Origin of the sequence: Microbacterium excoecariae, assembly GCF_011326725.1 — a bacterium.
Taxonomy (GTDB): Bacteria; Actinomycetota; Actinomycetes; order Actinomycetales; family Microbacteriaceae; genus Microbacterium; species Microbacterium excoecariae.
Genome location: NZ_JAANCO010000001.1, coordinates 524,961 through 542,947, shown reverse-complemented (window position 1 = coordinate 542,947; position 17,987 = coordinate 524,961). Strand labels below are relative to the sequence as shown.

The 17,987-nt window shown below is 72.7% G+C and carries 18 protein-coding genes; 5 read left to right on the top strand and 13 right to left on the bottom strand.

Going from position 1 to position 17,987, the window contains the following annotated elements:
* Positions 1–22 precede the first annotated feature (22 nt).
* Positions 23–145, bottom strand: coding sequence for a type B 50S ribosomal protein L36 (gene ykgO, locus G8E01_RS02475; protein ID WP_166315387.1), 123 nt, complete (start codon positions 143–145; stop codon positions 23–25).
* A gap of 66 nt (positions 146–211) precedes the next feature.
* On the opposite strand from ykgO, the gene G8E01_RS02470 reads away from it, so the two are divergent.
* Positions 212–1,219 carry a GTP-binding protein gene (locus G8E01_RS02470; protein ID WP_166315384.1) on the top strand — a complete coding sequence of 336 codons (1,008 nt, stop codon included), beginning with the start codon at positions 212–214 and terminating at the stop codon, positions 1,217–1,219.
* A gap of 4 nt (positions 1,220–1,223) precedes the next feature.
* Here the strand turns inward: G8E01_RS02470 and G8E01_RS02465 are convergent, their stop codons facing one another.
* Genes G8E01_RS02465 through G8E01_RS02455 form a run of 3 tightly spaced genes read right to left on the bottom strand, consistent with a single transcriptional unit; the run spans position 1,224 to position 4,652 of the window.
* The gene (locus G8E01_RS02465) at positions 1,224–2,537 is read right to left on the bottom strand and encodes a dihydrolipoamide acetyltransferase family protein (RefSeq protein ID WP_338100802.1); all 1,314 of its coding nucleotides are present in this window, start codon (positions 2,535–2,537) and stop codon (positions 1,224–1,226) included.
* 10 nt (positions 2,538–2,547) lie between these two features.
* Entirely contained in the window at positions 2,548–3,528 is a 981-nt protein-coding gene (locus G8E01_RS02460) for an alpha-ketoacid dehydrogenase subunit beta (RefSeq protein ID WP_166315378.1), read from the bottom strand.
* Complete coding sequence (locus tag G8E01_RS02455) at positions 3,525–4,652, bottom strand: thiamine pyrophosphate-dependent enzyme (RefSeq protein WP_166315375.1); 1,128 nt, start codon at positions 4,650–4,652, stop codon at positions 3,525–3,527. Before G8E01_RS02455 ends, G8E01_RS02460 begins: the two co-directional genes overlap by 4 nt.
* Positions 4,653–4,789: 137 nt before the next feature.
* Between G8E01_RS02455 and G8E01_RS02450 the strand changes: the two genes are divergently transcribed.
* Positions 4,790–6,484: an AMP-binding protein gene (locus G8E01_RS02450; protein WP_166315372.1), complete on the top strand. Its 1,695-nt coding sequence runs from the start codon at positions 4,790–4,792 to the stop codon at positions 6,482–6,484.
* A gap of 50 nt (positions 6,485–6,534) precedes the next feature.
* On the opposite strand, the gene G8E01_RS02445 is transcribed toward G8E01_RS02450, so the two are convergent.
* Positions 6,535–7,602 carry a histidinol-phosphate transaminase gene (locus tag G8E01_RS02445; protein WP_166315369.1) on the bottom strand — a complete coding sequence of 356 codons (1,068 nt, stop codon included), beginning with the start codon at positions 7,600–7,602 and terminating at the stop codon, positions 6,535–6,537.
* A 75-nt stretch (positions 7,603–7,677) separates the two neighbouring features.
* Between G8E01_RS02445 and G8E01_RS02440 the strand changes: the two genes are divergently transcribed.
* Complete coding sequence (locus G8E01_RS02440) at positions 7,678–8,076, top strand: phage holin family protein (RefSeq protein ID WP_166315366.1); 399 nt, start codon at positions 7,678–7,680, stop codon at positions 8,074–8,076.
* On the opposite strand, the gene G8E01_RS02435 is transcribed toward G8E01_RS02440, so the two are convergent.
* Positions 8,042–9,412: an alpha/beta hydrolase family protein gene (locus G8E01_RS02435; RefSeq protein ID WP_166315363.1), complete on the bottom strand. Its 1,371-nt coding sequence runs from the start codon at positions 9,410–9,412 to the stop codon at positions 8,042–8,044. The two genes, G8E01_RS02440 and G8E01_RS02435, sit on opposite strands and share 35 nt — an antisense overlap.
* Entirely contained in the window at positions 9,409–9,663 is a 255-nt protein-coding gene (locus tag G8E01_RS02430; RefSeq protein ID WP_166315360.1) for a hypothetical protein, read from the bottom strand. The genes G8E01_RS02435 and G8E01_RS02430 overlap by 4 nt, the downstream gene beginning before the upstream one ends.
* Before the next feature lie 166 nt (positions 9,664–9,829).
* Between G8E01_RS02430 and purB the strand changes: the two genes are divergently transcribed.
* The gene (gene purB / locus G8E01_RS02425; protein WP_166315357.1) at positions 9,830–11,221 is read left to right on the top strand and encodes an adenylosuccinate lyase; all 1,392 of its coding nucleotides are present in this window, start codon (positions 9,830–9,832) and stop codon (positions 11,219–11,221) included.
* A gap of 36 nt (positions 11,222–11,257) precedes the next feature.
* Entirely contained in the window at positions 11,258–11,854 is a 597-nt protein-coding gene (locus G8E01_RS02420; RefSeq protein WP_166315354.1) for a nucleoside deaminase, read from the top strand.
* Positions 11,855–11,857: 3 nt separating this feature from the next.
* Here G8E01_RS02420 and G8E01_RS02415 read toward each other — a convergent pair whose 3' ends face one another.
* The 6 genes from G8E01_RS02415 to G8E01_RS02390 are packed head-to-tail and all read right to left on the bottom strand — an operon-like array spanning position 11,858 to position 17,976.
* A complete protein-coding gene (locus G8E01_RS02415; RefSeq protein ID WP_240921223.1) occupies positions 11,858–12,646 on the bottom strand; it encodes an FHA domain-containing protein in 789 nt (262 codons plus the stop codon).
* A 39-nt stretch (positions 12,647–12,685) separates the two neighbouring features.
* Positions 12,686–14,482 (bottom strand): periplasmic substrate-binding domain-containing protein, encoded by a 1,797-nt coding sequence (locus G8E01_RS02410; RefSeq protein WP_166315351.1) that lies wholly within the window; start codon positions 14,480–14,482, stop codon positions 12,686–12,688.
* A gap of 59 nt (positions 14,483–14,541) precedes the next feature.
* Complete coding sequence (locus G8E01_RS02405) at positions 14,542–15,549, bottom strand: hypothetical protein (RefSeq protein ID WP_166315348.1); 1,008 nt, start codon at positions 15,547–15,549, stop codon at positions 14,542–14,544.
* Positions 15,550–15,553: 4 nt separating this feature from the next.
* Positions 15,554–16,213, bottom strand: a complete 660-nt coding sequence (locus G8E01_RS02400; RefSeq protein ID WP_166315345.1) for a protein TPRXL — start codon at positions 16,211–16,213, stop codon at positions 15,554–15,556.
* Positions 16,206–16,856 carry a hypothetical protein gene (locus G8E01_RS02395; RefSeq protein WP_166315342.1) on the bottom strand — a complete coding sequence of 217 codons (651 nt, stop codon included), beginning with the start codon at positions 16,854–16,856 and terminating at the stop codon, positions 16,206–16,208. Before G8E01_RS02395 ends, G8E01_RS02400 begins: the two co-directional genes overlap by 8 nt.
* Positions 16,849–17,976, bottom strand: coding sequence for a hypothetical protein (locus G8E01_RS02390; protein ID WP_166315339.1), 1,128 nt, complete (start codon positions 17,974–17,976; stop codon positions 16,849–16,851). The genes G8E01_RS02395 and G8E01_RS02390 overlap by 8 nt, the downstream gene beginning before the upstream one ends.
* Between the last annotated feature and the right edge of the window lie 11 nt (positions 17,977–17,987).

The following is a 17,987-nucleotide window of genomic DNA, read 5'->3' as shown; positions in this document are numbered from 1 at the left end:
ACCGCGGCCGTGGGGCGGACGCTCAGCCCTGGCGCCCCTTGAAGCGCGGGTTCTGCTTGTTGATGACGTAGACCCGGCCGCGGCGGCGCACCACCTGCGCTCCGGGCTGATTCTTGAGGGACTTCAGGGACGCGCGGACCTTCATGGCAACTCCTTTATTGATAACGGTTCTCATTACTGTAGCTTGAGACACCACCCACGGAAGGACGCCATGACCCCCGTCGACACCATCGCCATCGTCGGAACCTGCACGCCGGAGCGGGCGCGCTACGCCGCCGACCTCGCGCGCGAGGGCGGCCACGAGCTCTTCGGCGCCGCGCGCCTCGGCGCGTCGCCGGATCCGCTCGACGAGGCCGAGGCGCTCGCCCCCTGGGCCGGCGCGGCGGGCGCCGTGATCGAGCTTCCGGCCGCCATCCCCGTGACCGAGGTCATCGGCCGGCTGGGGCGCCCCGAGTCGCCCGCGCGTCTCGCGGGCGTCATCGCCGTCGTCGACGCGCCGCACCTTCAGGCCGACATTGCCCGGGAGGACTATCTCGTGCGGAGGGCAGCGGACGGGGATCGCGAGTTCCGGGCCCGCGCGCTCGCGACCGTGACGCAGATCGAGTACGCCACCACGGTCGTCCTCGCCGGCTGGGACGCGCTCGCCACCGACGACCTGTCGACGACGCTCGCGCTCGTCAGCGCGCTCAGCCCGCGGGCGCGGATCCGCCTGCATCCCGCCCCCATCGGCGCGCGGGAGATCCCCGCACCCGGGGCCCCGGTCCACGAGCGGCCCGGGTGGATCGCGCTCCTCAACGACGAGCACGACCCGCACATGACGGATCCGCGCGTCCGGGCCGCGCGGTTCCACAACGAACGCCCGTTCCACCCCGAACGGCTCGAGCGCGTGCTCGACGAACAGGTCGAGCCCGGCGCGTTCGGCACCCTCGTGCGGTCCGCCGGGTTCTGCCGGCTCGCCACCCGCCCCGGCGTGACGGCGCACTGGGAGCACGTCGGATCCCTGCTCTCGCTGCCGCCCGTGGGCCGCGACGCCGACCTCGCCGACGACGAGGAGTTGCTCGCCGCCGGCCAGGACATCGCCCTCATCGGGCTCGACCTCGACGTCGCCGGCCTCCTCCGCGCGCTCGCGGGCGCGTGCCTCACGGACGCCGAGTTCGAGGCGGGCCCGGCGGCCTGGCGCGCCCTCGCGGATCCGTTCCCCGCCTGGGCCGAGGCGTAGCGCGTCAGTCGAGCAGGAGCGCCGGCTCCTCCAGGACGGCGGCGATGTCCGCGAGGAAGCGGCTGATCTTGTCGCCGTCGACGATGCGGTGGTCGAAGGATCCGGACACCGTCGTCACCCACGCGGGGCGCACCTCGCCGTCGACGACCCACGGCTTCTGGCGAATGGATCCCATCGCGACGATCGCGGCCTCGCCGGGGTTCAGGATCGGCGTGCCCGCGTCCATCCCGAACACCCCGATGTTCGTGATCGTGATCGTGCCGCCCGCCTGATCCTCGGGGGACGTCTTGCCGTCGCGCGCCGTCTGCGTGAGCGCCTGCAGCGCGACCGCGAGCTCGCGGATCGACAGGTCGTGCGCGTCCTTGATGTTCGGCACGAGGAGGCCGCGCGGCGTCGCGGCGGCGATGCCCAGGTTGACGTAGTTGCGCACCTGGATCTCGGCGCCCGCGTCCGTCTCGATCCACGCCGAGTTGATCTCGGGCGTGCGCTGCACGGCCCAGAGCAGCGCCTTCGCGAACACGAGCAGCGGCGAGACGCGCACGTCCGCGAACTGCGGCTGCTTCTTCAGCCGCGCCACGAACTCCATCGTGCGCGTGGCGTCGACGTCGGTCCAGACCGACACGTGCGGCGCCGTGTAGGCCGAGCCCACCATCGCGTTGGCCGTCGCCTTGCGCACGCCCTTGACGGGCACGGCCTCGTAGCGCGGATCCGCGGTCTTCGCGGGGGCGGGGATCCGCCGCTCGCGCTCCGCGGGCCACTCGGGCGTCGAGAGGTTGCGGAACACCGACGCCTGATCGGCGTGCCGGACGACGTCGTCGCGCGTGACCTCGCCGGACGGCCCCGTGCCCTGGACCTCGTTCAGCGCGACGCCCAGGTCGCGCGCGAGCCCGCGCACCGGCGGCTTCGCGATCACGCCGACCGCCTGGCGCACGGTCTTCTCGTGCGTGCGCGGCCGGCGGCGGGTCTTCGCCTCCGCGCCGCTGCCGTACCCCACGAGGACCGCGGAGTCGGACGCGTCCGCGGGCGCCTCGGGCGTCGCGCCGCCCTCGGAGGACGCGGCAGGGGCCTCCGCGGCCTCGGCCGGCGCGACCGTGAGGATCGGCGCGCCGACGTCGACCGTGTCGCCCTCGGCGACGAGGAGCTCGCCCACGACGCCCGCGAAGGGCGACGGCAGCTCGACGACGCTCTTCGCCGTCTCGATGTCGGCGATCGCGTCGTTCACGGCGATCTCGTCGCCCGGCTTGACCCGCCACTCGACGAGCTCGGCCTCGGTCAGGCCCTCGCCGACGTCGGGAAGGTGAAACGTCTCCATGCGGATCCTCCGGGTCTCAGTACGACATCGCGCGGTCGACGGCCTCGAGCACGCGGTCCGCGTCGGGCAGGTAGGTGCCCTCGAGTTTGGCAGGCGGGAACGGCACATCGAACCCCGAGACCCGCATGACGGGGGCCTCGAGCGAGTAGAACGCGCGCTCGGCGACCGTCGCGGCGATCTCGCCGCCGATGCTCGCGTGGCCCGGCGCCTCCTGCGCCCAGACCATGCGGCCCGTCGAGCGCACCGACTCGACGAGCGGGTCGTAGTCGATCGGCGACAGCGAGCGGACGTCGACGACCTCGCAACTCGTGCCCTCGCCCTCGGCGATCGCCGCGGCCTGGAGGAGAACCGACACCATGGCGCCGTGCCCCGCGAGGGTCACGTCGGTGCCCGGGCGCACGACGCGGGTGGCGTGCAGCGGCGCCGCGCGGCGATCCGTGTCGACCTCGCCTTTCTGCCAGTACCGACTCTTCGGCTCCAGGAAGATCACCGGGTCGTTCGAAGCGATCGCGTCCTGGATCATCCAGTACGCGTCGTTCGGCGTCGAGGGGCTCACCACGCGTAGGCCTGCCGTGTGGGCGAAGTACGCCTCGGGGCTCTCCTGGTGGTGCTCCACCGCACCGATGTGCCCGCCGTAGGGAATGCGGATGACGACCGGCATCGACAGCGCGCCCTCGTGCCGGTTCGTGAGCTTCGCGAGCTGCGTCGTGATCTGGTCGAACGCCGGGAAGACGAACCCGTCGAACTGGATCTCGATGACGGGGCGGAACCCCGTCATGGCGAGCCCGATGGCCGTGCCCACGATGCCGGCCTCCGCGAGCGGGGTGTCGAGCACCCGGCGCTCGCCGAAGTCGCGCTGAAGGTGCTCCGTGACGCGGAAGACCCCGCCGAGCTTGCCAATGTCCTCGCCCATGAGGAGGACGCGGTCGTTCTCCTCCATCGCCCGGCGCAGGCCAGCGTTCATCGCCTTCGCGAACGGCATCGTCTCGCGGCTCATGCCTCGCCCCCTTCGAACGCCGCCTCGTAGTCGGCGAGCCAGGCCGCCTGCTGCTCCATGAGGGGGTGCGGATCCGTGTATACGTGCGCGAACATGCTGCCGCGCCGGGGGGCGTCCATCTGCGCCACCCGCGTCCTCGCGTCCGCGGCGAGCGCCTCGCCTTCCGCGTCCACGTCGGCGAAGAAGTCGGATCCCGCGCCGCGGGCCGTGAGGAACGCGCGCATGCGGGCGATGGGGTCGCGGCGGGCCCACGACTCCTCCTCCTCGCGGGTGCGGTACTTCGTCGGGTCGTCGCTCGTCGTGTGCGCGCCCATGCGGTACGTCACGGCCTCGATGGCCCGCGGGCCGCCGCCAGCGCGCGCCTCGTCGAGGAACATACGCGAGACGGCATACGACGCGAGCACGTCGTTGCCGTCGACGCGGGCGCTCGGGATCCCGTACCCGGCCGCGCGGTCGGACAGCGGCGCGCGCGCTTGCGTCGACACCGGCACCGAGATGGCCCACTGGTTGTTCTGCAGAAAGAAGAGCTGAGGCGCCTGGTACGACGCGGCGAACACCATCGCCTCGTGCACATCGCCCTCGCTCGCGGCGCCGTCGCCGTAGTAGACGACGACCGCCTCGTCCGTCTCGGGGTCGCCCGTGCCCGTGCGGCCGTCGAAGGCGAGCCCCATGGCGTACCCCGCGGCGTGCAGGGTCTGCGTGCCGAGCACGAGCGTGTACAGGCGCGTATTGCCGTTGGCGGGATCCGTCGGGTCCCACCCGCCGTGCGTCACGCCCCGCATGAGGCCGAGGATGTCGACGGGGTCGACGCCGCGGATCCGCGTCACCGCGTGCTCGCGATACGACGGGAAGACCGTGTCCTGCGGGCGGATCGCGCGCGCGGATCCGACCTGTGCCGCCTCCTGGCCCAGGGACGGCGGCCACAGCGCGAGCTGCCCCTGACGCTGCAGGAGGGTCGCCTGGCGGTCGAACGCCCGGATCACGGCCATGTCGCGATAGAGCTGCTCGAGGTCCCGGTCGTCCAGGGCGTCGATGGCCGCGCGGTAGGGCTCGGCGTCGGGGGTCGGCGCGAACGAGCCATCGGGTTCGAGGAAGCGCACTACGGGGGTGTCTGCCGAAGTCACCCCTCCACGCTAGGCCCGCCCGCGCCGCCGCGGGCCAAGGCACGACCGACAATGGATATCCGGATCCGCTGTCGGATCCGCACGAACCCGCCCGAGGCATGCCGCGCGGGGCATTGCGCCGCGGATACGCTCGCGGAATGAGCGCAACCGAGTCTTACCGCGCCGCGCGCGACCAGCTCCTCGCCCTGTCGGGCGATCACGCCCGGGCGGCAGCCGAGTTTTCCTGGCCCGAGGTCGGGCCCACCTTCAACTGGGCGGTCGACTGGTTCGACCAGATCGCCGACGACCGCCCCGCGCTCGTCATCGTCGAGGAGGACGGATCCGAGCTCACCCGTAGCTACGCGGAGCTCTCGCGCGAGTCCGACGTCGTCGCGGACTGGCTGGCCGAGCGCGGCGTCGCCGCCGGCGAGCCCGTCATGCTCATGCTCGGCAACCAGGTCGAGATGTGGGTCGCGATGCTCGCGATCATGAAGCTCGGCGCCGTCATCCTCCCCACGACCACGGCGATCGGCGCGGAGGACCTCGCGGACCGCGTCACGCGCGGCGGCGTGCGGTGCGTCATCGCAAACGCCCGCGATACGGGGCTCTTCGCGGGGATCCCGGGCTCCTGGATCCGGATCAGCGTGGGGACGGCGGACGGCTGGACCGACCTCGCCGGCGCCGCGGGACGCGCGTGGGCGCCGCGCCCGCACCCCGGGACGGCGGCCTCGGCCCCGCTCCTGCGGTACTTCACGTCGGGCACGACATCTCGCCCCAAGCTCGTGGAGCACTCACAGGTGTCGTACCCCGTCGGGCACCTGTCGACCACCTACTGGATCGGGGTGCGCCCAGGCGACGTGCACCTCAACATCTCGTCCCCCGGCTGGGGCAAGCACGCCTGGAGCAGCTTCTTCGCCCCGTGGATCGCCGAGGCCACGATCTTCGTCTACAACTACCAGCGCTTCGACGCGGCAAAGCTCCTCCAGGAGCTGCGCGCGCGGGACGTCGCGACGTTCTGCGGCCCGCCGACCGTGTGGCGCATGCTCATCCACGCCGACCTCGGCGAGCGCCCCGCGGGGCTCCGCGAGCTCGTGTCGGCCGGAGAGCCGCTGAACCCCGAGGTGATCCAGCGCGTCGAGCGCGCGTGGGGCCTGACGATCCGCGACGGGTTCGGGCAGACCGAGACGACCGCGCAGATCGGGAACACCCCGGGGTCCGACCTCAAGCCCGGATCCATGGGCCGCCCGCTCCCCGGATACCCCGTCGCCCTCCTCGACACGGTCACGGGCGAGCGAATCGAGGGCCCCGGCGAGGGCGAGCTCTGCCTCGACCTGTCCCGCCCCGTCCTGCCGCTCATGACCGGCTACTGGGGCGACGAGGAGCGCACGGCCGAGGCGACGCGGGGTGGCTACTACCGCACGGGCGACATCGCCGCCCGCGACGCCGACGGGTTCATCACCTACGTCGGCCGCACGGACGACGTGTTCAAGGCGAGCGACTACAAGATCAGCCCGTTCGAGCTGGAGTCGGCGCTCATCGCGCACCCCGCCGTGTCCGAGGCGGCCGTCGTGCCGGCACCGGATCCGCTGCGCCTCGCCGTGCCGAAGGCGTACATCGCGCTCGCGCCGGGCCACGAGCCCACGGCCGAGACGGCGCGCGATATCCTCGCGCACGCCCGCGCCCACCTCGCGCCCTACCTGCGCGTGCGCCGCGTCGAGTTCTTCGATCTCCCGAAGACGATCTCGGGCAAGATCCGGCGCGTGGAGCTGCGCGCCCGCGAGGAGGATCCGCACCTCGACCGCTCGGGCGAGTTCCGCGACGACCAGTTCCCGGGCCTTCGCTCGCGCCCGTAGCCCCACAAGTCCACAATTCTCCGGTAAGTCTCCGCGTAAGACGCGGAGACTTACCGGAGAATTGTGGACTTAGCGACGTCGATGAGGGGGGCGATCGACGTGGCCTCGCCGACCGAGATGCGTACGCCGTCCGGGAACGGGCGAACCATGAGGCCCGCGTCCTCGAACGCGGTCGCCACGGCCGGATCCGTCGTCGGGAGCCACACGAAGTTCGACTGGCTGTCCGGCACATCCCACCCCGCGTCGCGGAGGCCGGCCACGAGCCGGTCGCGGCGCTCGACGAGCTCCGCGACCCGGATCCGCACCTCCGCGTCGCGCGCGAGGCTCGCCAGCGCCGCGTGCTCCGCCTGCGCCGTGACCGAGAGCGGGATAAGCGTCGCGCGCGCGGCGTCGAGGACGCGGGCGTCGCCGATCGCGTACCCGATGCGCAGGGCCGCCAGCCCGTAGGCCTTGGAGAAGGTGCGCAGGACGACGACGTTCGGGTGCGAGGCGAACACGCGCTGGCCGAGCCCATCGACGGCCTCCGGATCCGTCACGAACTCGGCATAGGCCTCGTCAAGGATCACGAGGACGTCGGCGGGCACGGCGGCGAGGAACTCCTCGAACTCGGCCCGCGTGATGATCGGGCCCGTCGGGTTGTTCGGCGTGCAGAGCACGATACAGCGCGTGCGGTCGGTCACGGCCGCGGCCATCGCCGGGAGGTCGTGGCGGCCGTCCGGCCGGTTCGGGACCTGCACGCTCGTCGCGCCGGCCACGAGCGTGAGGCTCGGGTACGCCTCGAACGAGCGCCACGCGTACACCACCTCGTCGCCCGGGCCCGCGGCGGCCTGCAGGAACGCGGCGATGAGCGAGACGCTCCCCGCCCCCACGAGCACGTCGTCGGCCGTCACGCCGTAGCGGACGGCGAGCGCCGCGCGAAGCTGCCCGGCCGTCGCGTCCGGGTACCGGTTGAGCGCGACCTCGTCGCGCACGGCCTCGACGACGCCGGGCAGCGGCTCGAAGGGGTTCTCGTTGCTCGAGAGCTTGAAGCCGTCGGCGCTCGCGGCGCGCCCCTGCCGGTAGGGCGGCAGCGCGGCGATCTCGGGGCGGACGCGGGGCAGAACGGGCTCGGTGCTCACGCGTCGATCCTACGCACGACGCGCGTTCGGCGAACGCGGGGCCCGCGCGCGGGCTTCTCCTGTCACACTGGCCGCATGGGGTTCATCATCCGCTCGATCGTCAACGGGTTCGCCATCTGGGTGCTCTCGCTGATCCCGTTCCTGCAGATCTCGGTCACGCCGTTCGCGCCGGGCCGCGACCTGCAGCTCATCCTGACGCTCGTCGCGCTCGGGGCACTGTTTGGCCTGGTCAACTCGATCATCGGCACGATCATCAAGATCGTCGCCTTCCCGTTGTTCGTCCTCACCCTCGGGCTCGTGTCGCTGCTCCTCAACGGCGTGCTCCTCATGATCACCGCGTGGGTCACGGACTTCTGGGACTGGGGCCTCGCCGTCGGCGCGTTCTGGCCGGGCGTGCTCGCGGGGATCCTCCTCAGCGTCATCAACTGGGCGTTCGGCATCATCCTGCGGCCCCAGCAGAAGCGCCGCCGGTAGCACCGCCCCGCTCCGCCGGCCCGCCCAGGCGCCGGCCCGGCGGGTCCTCCGGCGCGACGAAGATGAACCGCTCGACGCGGTCGGCCTCCCCCAGCGACGCATAGTAGGCGGCCGCGTCGCCCGCGCGCGGATCCCCCGAGTGCTCGAACGCCCACGCCGTCGACGCGTATGCGCTCACGCGGTGCGCGGGGATCGACCATTCGAGGAGGCCGAGGTCCTCCTCCGCGAAGGGCCGCCGCACGAGCGCGCTGCCGTCGCCGCCGAGCGCGGCCGGGGATCCGCCGTCGGCGAGCGCCGCGACGGGGTCGTCCTCGTGCGCGATCGTGAGCGCGACCGCGTCGCCGACGGGGATGTGGAGCGGGGATCCGACCGTCGTGACGCGCTGGACGTCGAACGCGCTGTCGGTCGCGAGGCGCTGCGCGATCATCGCCCCCTGCGAGAAGCCGACGGCGTCGACGACGTCTCCCGGCTCCGCGCCCGCCTCCTCGAGCGCCGCGACGACGAAGTCGTACCCCTCCCCGCCGGGCTCGCCCAGGTACAGGCCGAGGTTGTTGCCCCAGGAGAACGGATCCGTGTCGTCCCACGGCATCTCGCTCGAGCCGGCGATGTAGACGGCATACCGGTCCGGCGCCTCCGGCATCGTGTATCGCTCGACGAGAACCCGCTCGTTCATGTCGAAGCGAAAGATCCCCTCGGAGTTCGGGATGCGCGCGACGGCCTCGGCGAGTCCGGCCGGGGCGTGCCCCGGTCCCCGCCGAAACGTCATGGGCACGAGGCCGCGCGGGCCGCCGCCCTCCCGACGCCGACGCTCGGCCCGCGCCGGTTCGCCGAGGGACCCGCGCCCCATCCCGAGCGCGACGCGTCCCGCCGCGAGCACGGCAAGGAGCGTCGTGGCGGCGCGGGCGCCGGCGGGGCCCGCGTCCGACATGTGCTCGACGAGCGCGTCGCCGGCGAGCGCCCGCCACGCCGCCCAGAGGTGGTCGGCCTGGGCGGCCGCCTGGGGATTCGCGGCCTCGAGCGCGGACAGCTCGCGGTCCGCCGCCGCGGCGCCGGATCCGCCCATCGCGACCGCCGTGCGCAGCTCGACGATCTCGTACGCGTCGGCGGCCTGGGCGAGCCCCGTCGCGAGCACCTCGGCCTCCGCGGCCCACGCGTGCGCGGTGTCGGGGCGGGCGAGGCCGGGGCCGCCCGCGAGCGCGGCCTGCGCCCCGGCGCGGGCCGCGGACCCGGCGGCCTCGCGCGCGGTCTCGGCGAGCGCGCGCACGCGCTGCGCGAGAAAGCGCAGCTCCGCCGGGTCTACCGCGACGACGGCGCCGTCCGTCACCTCGAGGCTCACGTGAGCACCGCCCTATTGCCGGCCGCGAGCAGCTCCACGGCCGCGACCCTGAACTCCGCCGACGCCGCCGACGCCGCGTCGGCCAGCTCCTCGGCGCGCTCGCGGAAGGCCGTCCCGGCGCGCGAGCGCCACCCCGCGTCGTCCGCGACCGAGAACATCGCGCGCCCCACGACCGCCATCTCGTCGGCCGCCGCCGCGAGCTCGTCCCGCGCCCGCCACAGCGCCTCGGCCCTCTCGAGTCCCGTCATCATGGCCCCAGCCTCGTCGGCGGCCGCCCGCCCCGGCCCGCGGGGAGGGCGGATCCTCACACAACCCGGGTCGCGCGGGGGATGTGAACGAGCCGGGCCGCGGGATGTCCGCCCCGGCGCATAGGCTGGGAACTCCACTGCCCGCCTCGAACCGGAGGTGCCTTTTCCCATGACCGCCCTTCCCCCGCAGCCGCTCAGCCCCCTCGACGGCCGCTACCGCGCCGCGATGGGCACGCTGCCCGACTACCTGTCGGAGGCCGGCCTCAACCGCGCCCGCGTCGAGGTCGAGGTCGAGTGGCTGCTCCACCTCGCCGACAACCGCGTGTTTGGCACGGATCCGGTTCCCGTCGAGACGCAGGACAAGCTGCGCCTCGCGTACCTCGACTTCGGGCAGGAGGAGATCGACTGGCTCGCCGAGAAGGAGGCCGTCACGCGCCACGACGTCAAGGCCGTCGAGTACCTCGTGCGCGACCGCCTCGAGCGCCTCGGCCTCGGCCACCTCGCCGAGCTCACGCACTTCGCCTGCACGAGCGAGGACATCAACTCCACGGCGTACGCGCTCACCGTCAAGCGGGCTGTGCAGGACGGCTGGCTGCCGACGTTCCGCGAGGTCATCGAGAAGCTCCGCGCCGTCTCGCTGGAGCTCGCCGACGCGCCGATGCTCGCCCGCACGCACGGCCAGCCCGCGACACCGACGACGATGGGCAAGGAGCTCGGCGTCTTCGTGTGGCGGCTCGAGCGTGTGCTCGCCCGCATCGAGGCGACCGAGTTCATGGCGAAGTTCTCGGGCGCGACGGGCACCTGGTCCGCGCACCTCGCCGCGGATCCGCTGGTCGCCTGGCCGCAGCTCACGCGCGAGTTCGTCGAGGGCCCGCTCGGCCTGACCTTCAACCCGCTGACGACCCAGATCGAGTCGCACGACTGGCAGGTCGAGCTCTACGACCACGTGCGCCACGCGGGCGCCATCCTGCACAACCTCGCGCAGGACATCTGGACGTACATCTCACTCGGCTACTTCACGCAGATCCCCGTCGCGGGCGCGACCGGATCCTCGACCATGCCGCACAAGATCAACCCCATCAAGTTCGAAAACGCCGAAGCGAACCTCGAGATCGCGGGCGGGCTCCTCCAGACGCTCGGCCAGACGCTCGTCACCTCGCGCCTGCAGCGGGACCTCACCGACTCGACGACGCAGCGCAACATCGGCGTCGCGTTCGGGCACTCGCGCCTCGCGCTGACGAACCTGCTGGGCGGCCTCGACCAGATTTCGCTCGCGCGCGACGTGCTTCTGTCAGACCTCGACGGCAACTGGGAGGTGCTCGCCGAGGCGATCCAGACGGTGATCCGCGCCGAGGTCGTCGCCGGGCGCTCCGAGATCAGCGACCCCTACGCACTGCTGAAGGACCTGACGCGGGGGCACCGCCTGGGCGCGGACGACCTCGCGGAGTTCGTGCGCGGGCTGGACATCGGCGACGCCGCCAAGGAGCGCCTCATCGCGCTGACGCCGGCGACCTACACGGGCCTGGCCGAGAGCGTCGTGAAGTCGAAGATCGCGGGCTGACGCACCCCCGAAACACGCGGGTGGCAGGATCGGGCCATGCTCGATCCTGCCACCCGCTCCCGTCTCCTCGACGTCATCGAGGAGGACATCGTCCCCCTCACGCGCGCGGGCGTCGCCCGCGGCAACAAGCTCTTCGGCGCCGCGATCCTGCGCCGGGACGACCTGTCGGTGGTCGTCGCGGAGACGAACAACGAGATCGAGAACCCGCTCTGGCACGGGGAGATCCACGCGATCAAGCGCTTCCACGAGCTGCCCGCGGCGGGGCGCCCGGATCCGTCCGAGTGCCTGTTCCTCGCGACGCACGAGCCGTGCTCGCTGTGCCTGTCGGGGATCGCGTGGGCGGGCTTTGAGGAATTCGCCTACCTGTTTAGCCACCAGGACTCGGCCGACGCCTTCGCGATCCCCCACGACATCCGGATCCTCAAGGCCGTCTACGCCGTGCCGGACCCGGATCGCACCGAGCCCGCGCCCGGGCGGGACCTCTACAACCGCGACAACGCGTTCTTCACGAGCCACCCCATCGCGGGGCCGGCGGACCTGACGGACCGGATCGCGCGGATCGCGGGCACCTACGACGAGCTCTCGGCCACGTACCAGGCGTCCAAGGGCGGCGCGGGGATCCCCCACGCCTGAGGGCTAGTCGTCCTCGAGGTCGCCCGCGTCGAGCAGGGGCAGGTCGGCGCGGCCGACGAGCTGGGACGAGACCGCGTACTCCACGAGGCGCGCGCGGCGATTCATCGCGAGCTTGCCCGCGGATCCGCGTAGCCCCTGCACCCCCATGCGATCGAGCTTGTCGCAGACGTTGTCGAGCTTGCGGTTGAACTTGCTCATCGACCAGCCCAGCCGCTTGGCGGCGGTCGCGGACGACGGGAGGTCGCTCACCGACACGCCCTCGCGGCGCAGCATCGGCTCGGCCAGCGCCACGATGAGCTGCTTCTGCGACGGCGTGAGCCGGACCGGCATGACCGTCGTCTCGCCCGAGATCGACTCCTGCACCTGGCTGGACACGGCGTACTGCGCCGCCGGGGCGTTCAGCGCCACCTCGTAGGTCGTCGGCCCCGCCGTGAACACGACGACGCTGTGCTCGAACACGACCGGCAGGCGCGCGCCGGGCGACAGCCACGACTGCACGGCCCCGCCCGCGCTCGAGACGGTCGCGGACAGGCGCGATCCGATGTTCGAGAGCCACCACAGCCCCTCGGCGTAGGCCAGCTCGAGGAAGGTGCGGTGCAGGTAGGGGTTGTCGTCGACCTCGAGGTCGCCCTCGCGGCCGATCGTGAAGGACTGACCCGGCTGGACGACGTGGACCTCGCCCGAGAAGTCGACGCGAAGCGGCGGGGCGTCGCTGCGGGTCTCCCGCCCCGGCACGGCCGTGTCGGCATCGATCTCGTGCGAGACACCCATGTTCTGCTGCCCGTTCGTCATTCGTCCCCCGTTCACCTGCCATTGTGCCAAAGGCCGGCGTCAGAACAGGGATCCGTCCTCGCCCGATTCCTCGGTCGGCGCGGGCTCCGGCGCGCCGGCGGGGCGCCAGTCGACCGCCGTGCCGAGGACGGGCGCCACGCGGCCGCCGCGCGGGAGCACCGCCTCGAGGGACGTGTCCGCGAGCGCGACGATCGGATCCATCGCGAGCGGCACGGCGACCATCTGGTCGACGATCGTCTTCTCGATCGCGACGCGCGTGTCGCGCGCGGCGTACGGATCCGTCGTGTGCGCGAGCTCGTCGATGAGCGCGTCGCGCGCATCGCTCGTGGCCCCCGTCGCGTTGAGCGCACCGCCCGTGCCCCACACGGCGTCGATCTCGGCCGGGGTGGCGGGGATCGCCAGCCGCGTGATCTGCACGTCCCACTCCCCGCCGACCTCGACGACGCTGGCCGGGTCGGGGTTGCCGCAGTCGGCGGCCGCCCAGCCCGCCTCGGCGACCTGCGCGCGGAGCGCCTCGAACGCGGCCGTCGCGAACGCGGAGGTGCTGTCGTAGAGGACGCACACGGCGGAGTTCTCGGGGATCCCCGCGGCGATCCGCTCCTCCGCGGGCTCGCCGGTGCGGCGGAACGCGTCCGCGAAGCCGGCGTCCTCCTGCGCGATGTCGTAACCCTCGTCGCCCGGGGCGAACAGCACGGCGGAGGCCGCGGGGTACGCGTCCTCCCACGCGCCGGCGGCGGCGGAGGTGACGTCCGTTCGATCGAACGCGCGGAGGAACACCGCGCGAACGGCGGGATCGCTGAGCTTGCTGACCCCGTCGACCCGGGCGAGCAGCGTCCAGAGCTCGCCGCGGTCCGTGATGCTTACGCCGTGGTCGGTGCGCTCGAGGGTCCGGATCGCGTCGAAGTTCTCGTCGGTGGGGCGGACGGTCATGACGTCGTAGGCGTCGCCGAGGTCCGTCGGATCCTCCTCCGCGTCGCGCTGCAGGACGAGCGTCTCGTAGGCGGGGGTGCGCGTGCCGGTGTAGCGCGGGTTGGCGACGAGGGTGACCTTCTGGCCCTCCTCGTCCGGTCCGCCCTGTATGACGTCGATGGCATATGGCCCGCTGGAGAGCGTGAGCTCGTCCGCCGCGACGAGCCCGCCCTTGCCCGTGACTGCAAAGCCCTCGTTCCAGAGCTGGGCGATCTGCTCGAGCGCGGCGGCGTCGCGCCCGGTGATCGCCTCGATGACGGCGGTCTTCGCGGCCATCGGGTCGTCGATGCCGAGGGCGCGCTGGCCCACGACGTGGGCCGGGACCGCGACGTCGATGGCCGTCTGCCAGTCGATCACCGGCTCCGTGTAGGTCACCTCGATGCGCCGCGCGAACTCGTCGTATGCCGGGACCTCCTCGGACAGCGCGAGCCCCGTGTCGGCCGCGGCGAACTCGACGTCGGTCGCGGCGCGGAGCCCCCCGGATCCCGCCGCCCATGCGAGCATCAGGTCGGCGGCGTCGAGCGCGATGCCGTCCGACCACACGGGCTCCGCGAGGTCATAAGAGACGACCAGGCCGCCGGCCGACTCCTCTTCGATCGTGACCTGGCCGAAGTCCTCGTTCGCGACGAGCGCGCCCGATTCGACGGTCGCGAATCGCGCCCGCGTCAGCGCGGCCACGTCGAGATCGCCGGCCGTCCGCTCGGCGGCGACGGCCGGGTTTAGGGTCGTGAGCGGGCCCTCCCAGGCGACGGTGGCGACGGATCCCGCCACGACGGTTCCGGGGGCGGCCACCCCGCCGCAGGCCGCCAGCGCACACGCCGCGGCGATGGCCGCGGCACCTGACATCGCTCGACGCACGGCCCTCACCCCGCCAGCCTATGCGCACGCGCGCCCCGCGCCGATGGGCAGTTCTGCCCGCGGCGCCGTCACCACGGCAGGTTGTCGGTGACGACGAGCGCGATTGCCGTGGCGACGGGCAGAGTCACCGCGAGCGCGATGACGCCGACCTTCGATTGGCGCCAGCGCGAGACGCGGAGCGCGGGCGTGGATCCGGAGCGGGACCTCTCCCGCGCCGTCGCCCAGACCGGCCAGGTCGAGACGGACGCGGCGACGTCGTCGACGAGGCCCATCATCTCCGTCCACCACGCCGGATCCGGGCGGGACGCCAGGCGACGGGACGTGAGGAGCATGGTGTCCTCCACGAACTCGACGTCGAACCATCGCGCCAGGCGCCGGAAGCGCTCGCGATTCTCCGCGTCGAAGAGCGCCCGCGCCACGTCCTCCGCGCCCTCGGCCGCGTAGACCGTGAAGGCACGGCCCGCGCCGACGTCCACGACCTGCGAGGCGTGGGGCGGCAGCGGCATTCGTCGCTGCGTAACCTGCCGACGGTGTCCGGCCTCGACGACGATGTGCGGCAGACTCCCCGTCACGCGGAGGGCGACGTAACCGCATTGGCGCACGAACGTGCGCGGCCCGCCCTCCGTGAAGCGCAGGTTGCCGATCTCGACGGGACGCCCGCGGCGCCGGGTCGACACGACGAGGCTCCGGGCGTGGTCGCGGCCGTGCGTGAAGGCGGCGCCGCGGTACCCCGCCCCCGCCTTGCGGCGCGCGAAGGAGAAACCGTTGTCGGCGGCGAAGCGCTCCATCCGCAGCGCGCGCGCCGGGGAGGATCGCCGCAGTTCCAGGACGGGGATGATCGCGCCCACGATCCCGATCCCGCCGGGCATCCCCCACACAGGCCACCATGCGCGCTGCACGATAGCCATGACGACGCCGACCACGAGGAGGACGCCGCACACGCCGAGCAGCATCCACATCAGCTCGCGCCGGGACGAATCCTCGATCCCGGCGGACGCAGAACCGCTATCTGCCGCGCGCGCCTCCTCACGCGTCACGGGCGCCGTAAACGCGGTCACATCGATCGGAGTCTCCACCGCACTATCCTGCATGGCCACCTCCCACGGTGTCGGGTCGACGCCACCGCAGCGTGCTGACCATGAGGTCGAGAAACGCGTGCGCGGCGCGGATCGTCTCGTCGTCGCGCGGGATGTCCTCGGGGCGGCCGTAGCCCGCGACGAGCTCGAGCGCCCGCCGCCGGCGCGAGCCGGGGATCGGAGTCGCGTAGACGGTGGAACTCAACACGATCCGCTCCCCCTTTTCCTCACGGATCCGCTCGCGCTCGAACCGCAGGATCGACCGGTTTGCCTCCATCGGGCGCGCGCCCTCGGAGACGATGAGGCGCTTGACGTATCCGTCCATCTCCTCCGTCGTGGGAGCGGAGCGGATCGTGGCGACGATGGACGCCGGCACGGGGAACGCGACGTCGCTTCGCTCCCCCGTGGGGGCGAAATAGGCCACGACGTGCTGGGCGCGCATGTCGGTCATGGACTGACGCAGCATGCCCCGGAGCTGGACGAACGCGCGCATGCCGTCGGGGGATCCGTGTTCCATGAATCGCCGGCTGAGGCGCTTCTCGAGCGCCGCCTCTGCCTCCGGCGAGGGTTCGGACCGTTCCCACCCGCGCGGGAGCGTCAGCTCGAACTCCGGATCGGGCGTCGCCCCCAGCGCCGCGCGCAGGGATTCCCGCGCGTTAGTCATCTGCGCCTCCCGACGCGTCCTCGACCGCCCAGAGATCGCTGTTGGCCACCGTCACGGCGCCGGGGTCGGAGACAGAGAAATCCCGCCCGGCCGCATCCGTGAGCCGCACGGTGTCCAGAAGCGCCGCCAGCGCGGGTGCGGCCTGGAGGTATACCGCGAGGGGCGCCGGATGGATCCGCGCCACGAGCGTGGCGTCGCCGCGATCGAACACGACGACGCCGTCCAGTGCGTCCTCGCGGCCGACCTCCTCCGTGGGCGAGCGCCGGGTGTACTGCGTGCCGGCGCCGAGCGCGGCACTCGTGCACGGCGCTGCCGCGTAGCCGCGAGCGCGCAGATCCCGCCCGCCGCCGGGCGCGGCGAGCGAGAAGCTCACGCGGATCGGCCACTCGCCGGGAACGGGCCAGTCGACGACCTCGGCGAGCACGCCCCCCGGATCCGCCTCGATCATCGCGCGCACGACGGCCTCGGGGGCGAGCTCCGCGGCACGCTGGCCGGTCACTCCCCAGCGGGCCGCCAACGCCGACAGGATCTCCTCCGGCCACTCCGCGCGGCGCGCGGCATCCGCGGTGTGCGGCACGAGGGCCCACGAGGTCCCGCGCGGGTCGATCTGGAGCACGGCGCGCGCGCCGGCCGCGTCACTCACCGGCGATCACGCCCGCCGTCGAGTCGGCGGCGAGCTTCGTGCGAACGAGGTTCAGGAGGCTGTCGACGCCCTGGATCGTCTGACCGACGGAAGGCAGATCGAGCGCGCCGAGGCCGGCGAGATAGGGCGACAGCCCGCGGAACACGCCGCGCGAGACGTCGTCGGCCCACCCGGCCATGGGCCCGATGCGCGGGAGGAGCGCCCCCGCGGCGTCGCCGACGAGGTTCGCGGCGCCGCTCCCGAGGCGCGTGAGCGCGGGGAGGTCGAGGAGCGCGATGCCCTTGCCGATGTACCCGACCGGGATCGCGCAGGCGATGTCGATCAGCATCGTCTGGAGATCCGTCTCGCCCCGCGTGTAGCGCACGATGGAGATCACCGCGATCAGCCCGCCGATGATCGCGCCGAGCGCGAGGATGAAGGGGCCCGTGACGAAGATCGCGACGATGCCGACGACGAGCGCGGCGATCGTCAGGACGATGTAGGCGATCTCGAGGAAGTCGCCGAAGAACTCGTTCCACCCGTCGGCCGGGCCGTCCTCGTGCGCGTCCTCGATCGCGTCGATCGCCGTGTTCCAGGCGTCTTCCCAATCGTTGTAGCAGGCGTCCCACGCGTTCGCCGCGTTCATCCACTCCTGGAACGCGTCGTACTTCTCGCGGTTGTCCTGCGCGTCCCCCGCGGCGTTCGGGTCGTCGTCGGACGGCGAGGCGGTGAGGTCGCCGTCGCGGTCGCCCGGGAGCGTGTCGTACGCCTCCCACTTCTCGGACGCCAGCGTGTAGGCGCTGTCGATGTCCTCGGCGACGCTGTTCTCCAGGGTCCGCCCGTACGTGCGGATCGCCGAGGCCGTCGCGTAATACATCGACCCGGACTGTCCGAGGATCTCCCAGGTGTCGCCGACGAGCGCGCGCAGCTTGTCGACGGCCTGACCCTGCTGCCCGTCCTCACTCTCGGCCACCGCCTGCAGCGTGCGCGAGGCGGAGGTCATGTCGAGGGCGATGTCCACCATCTCCTGCGCGGCCGCGACCACGTCGCTCGCCGACGGCGCGAACTGCGCGATCCGCCGCCCCTCGGGGCTCGTCGGCCAGGTGACGTAGGAGCCGGGGCCCCAGCACATATCAGACATCTTCTCGCTCC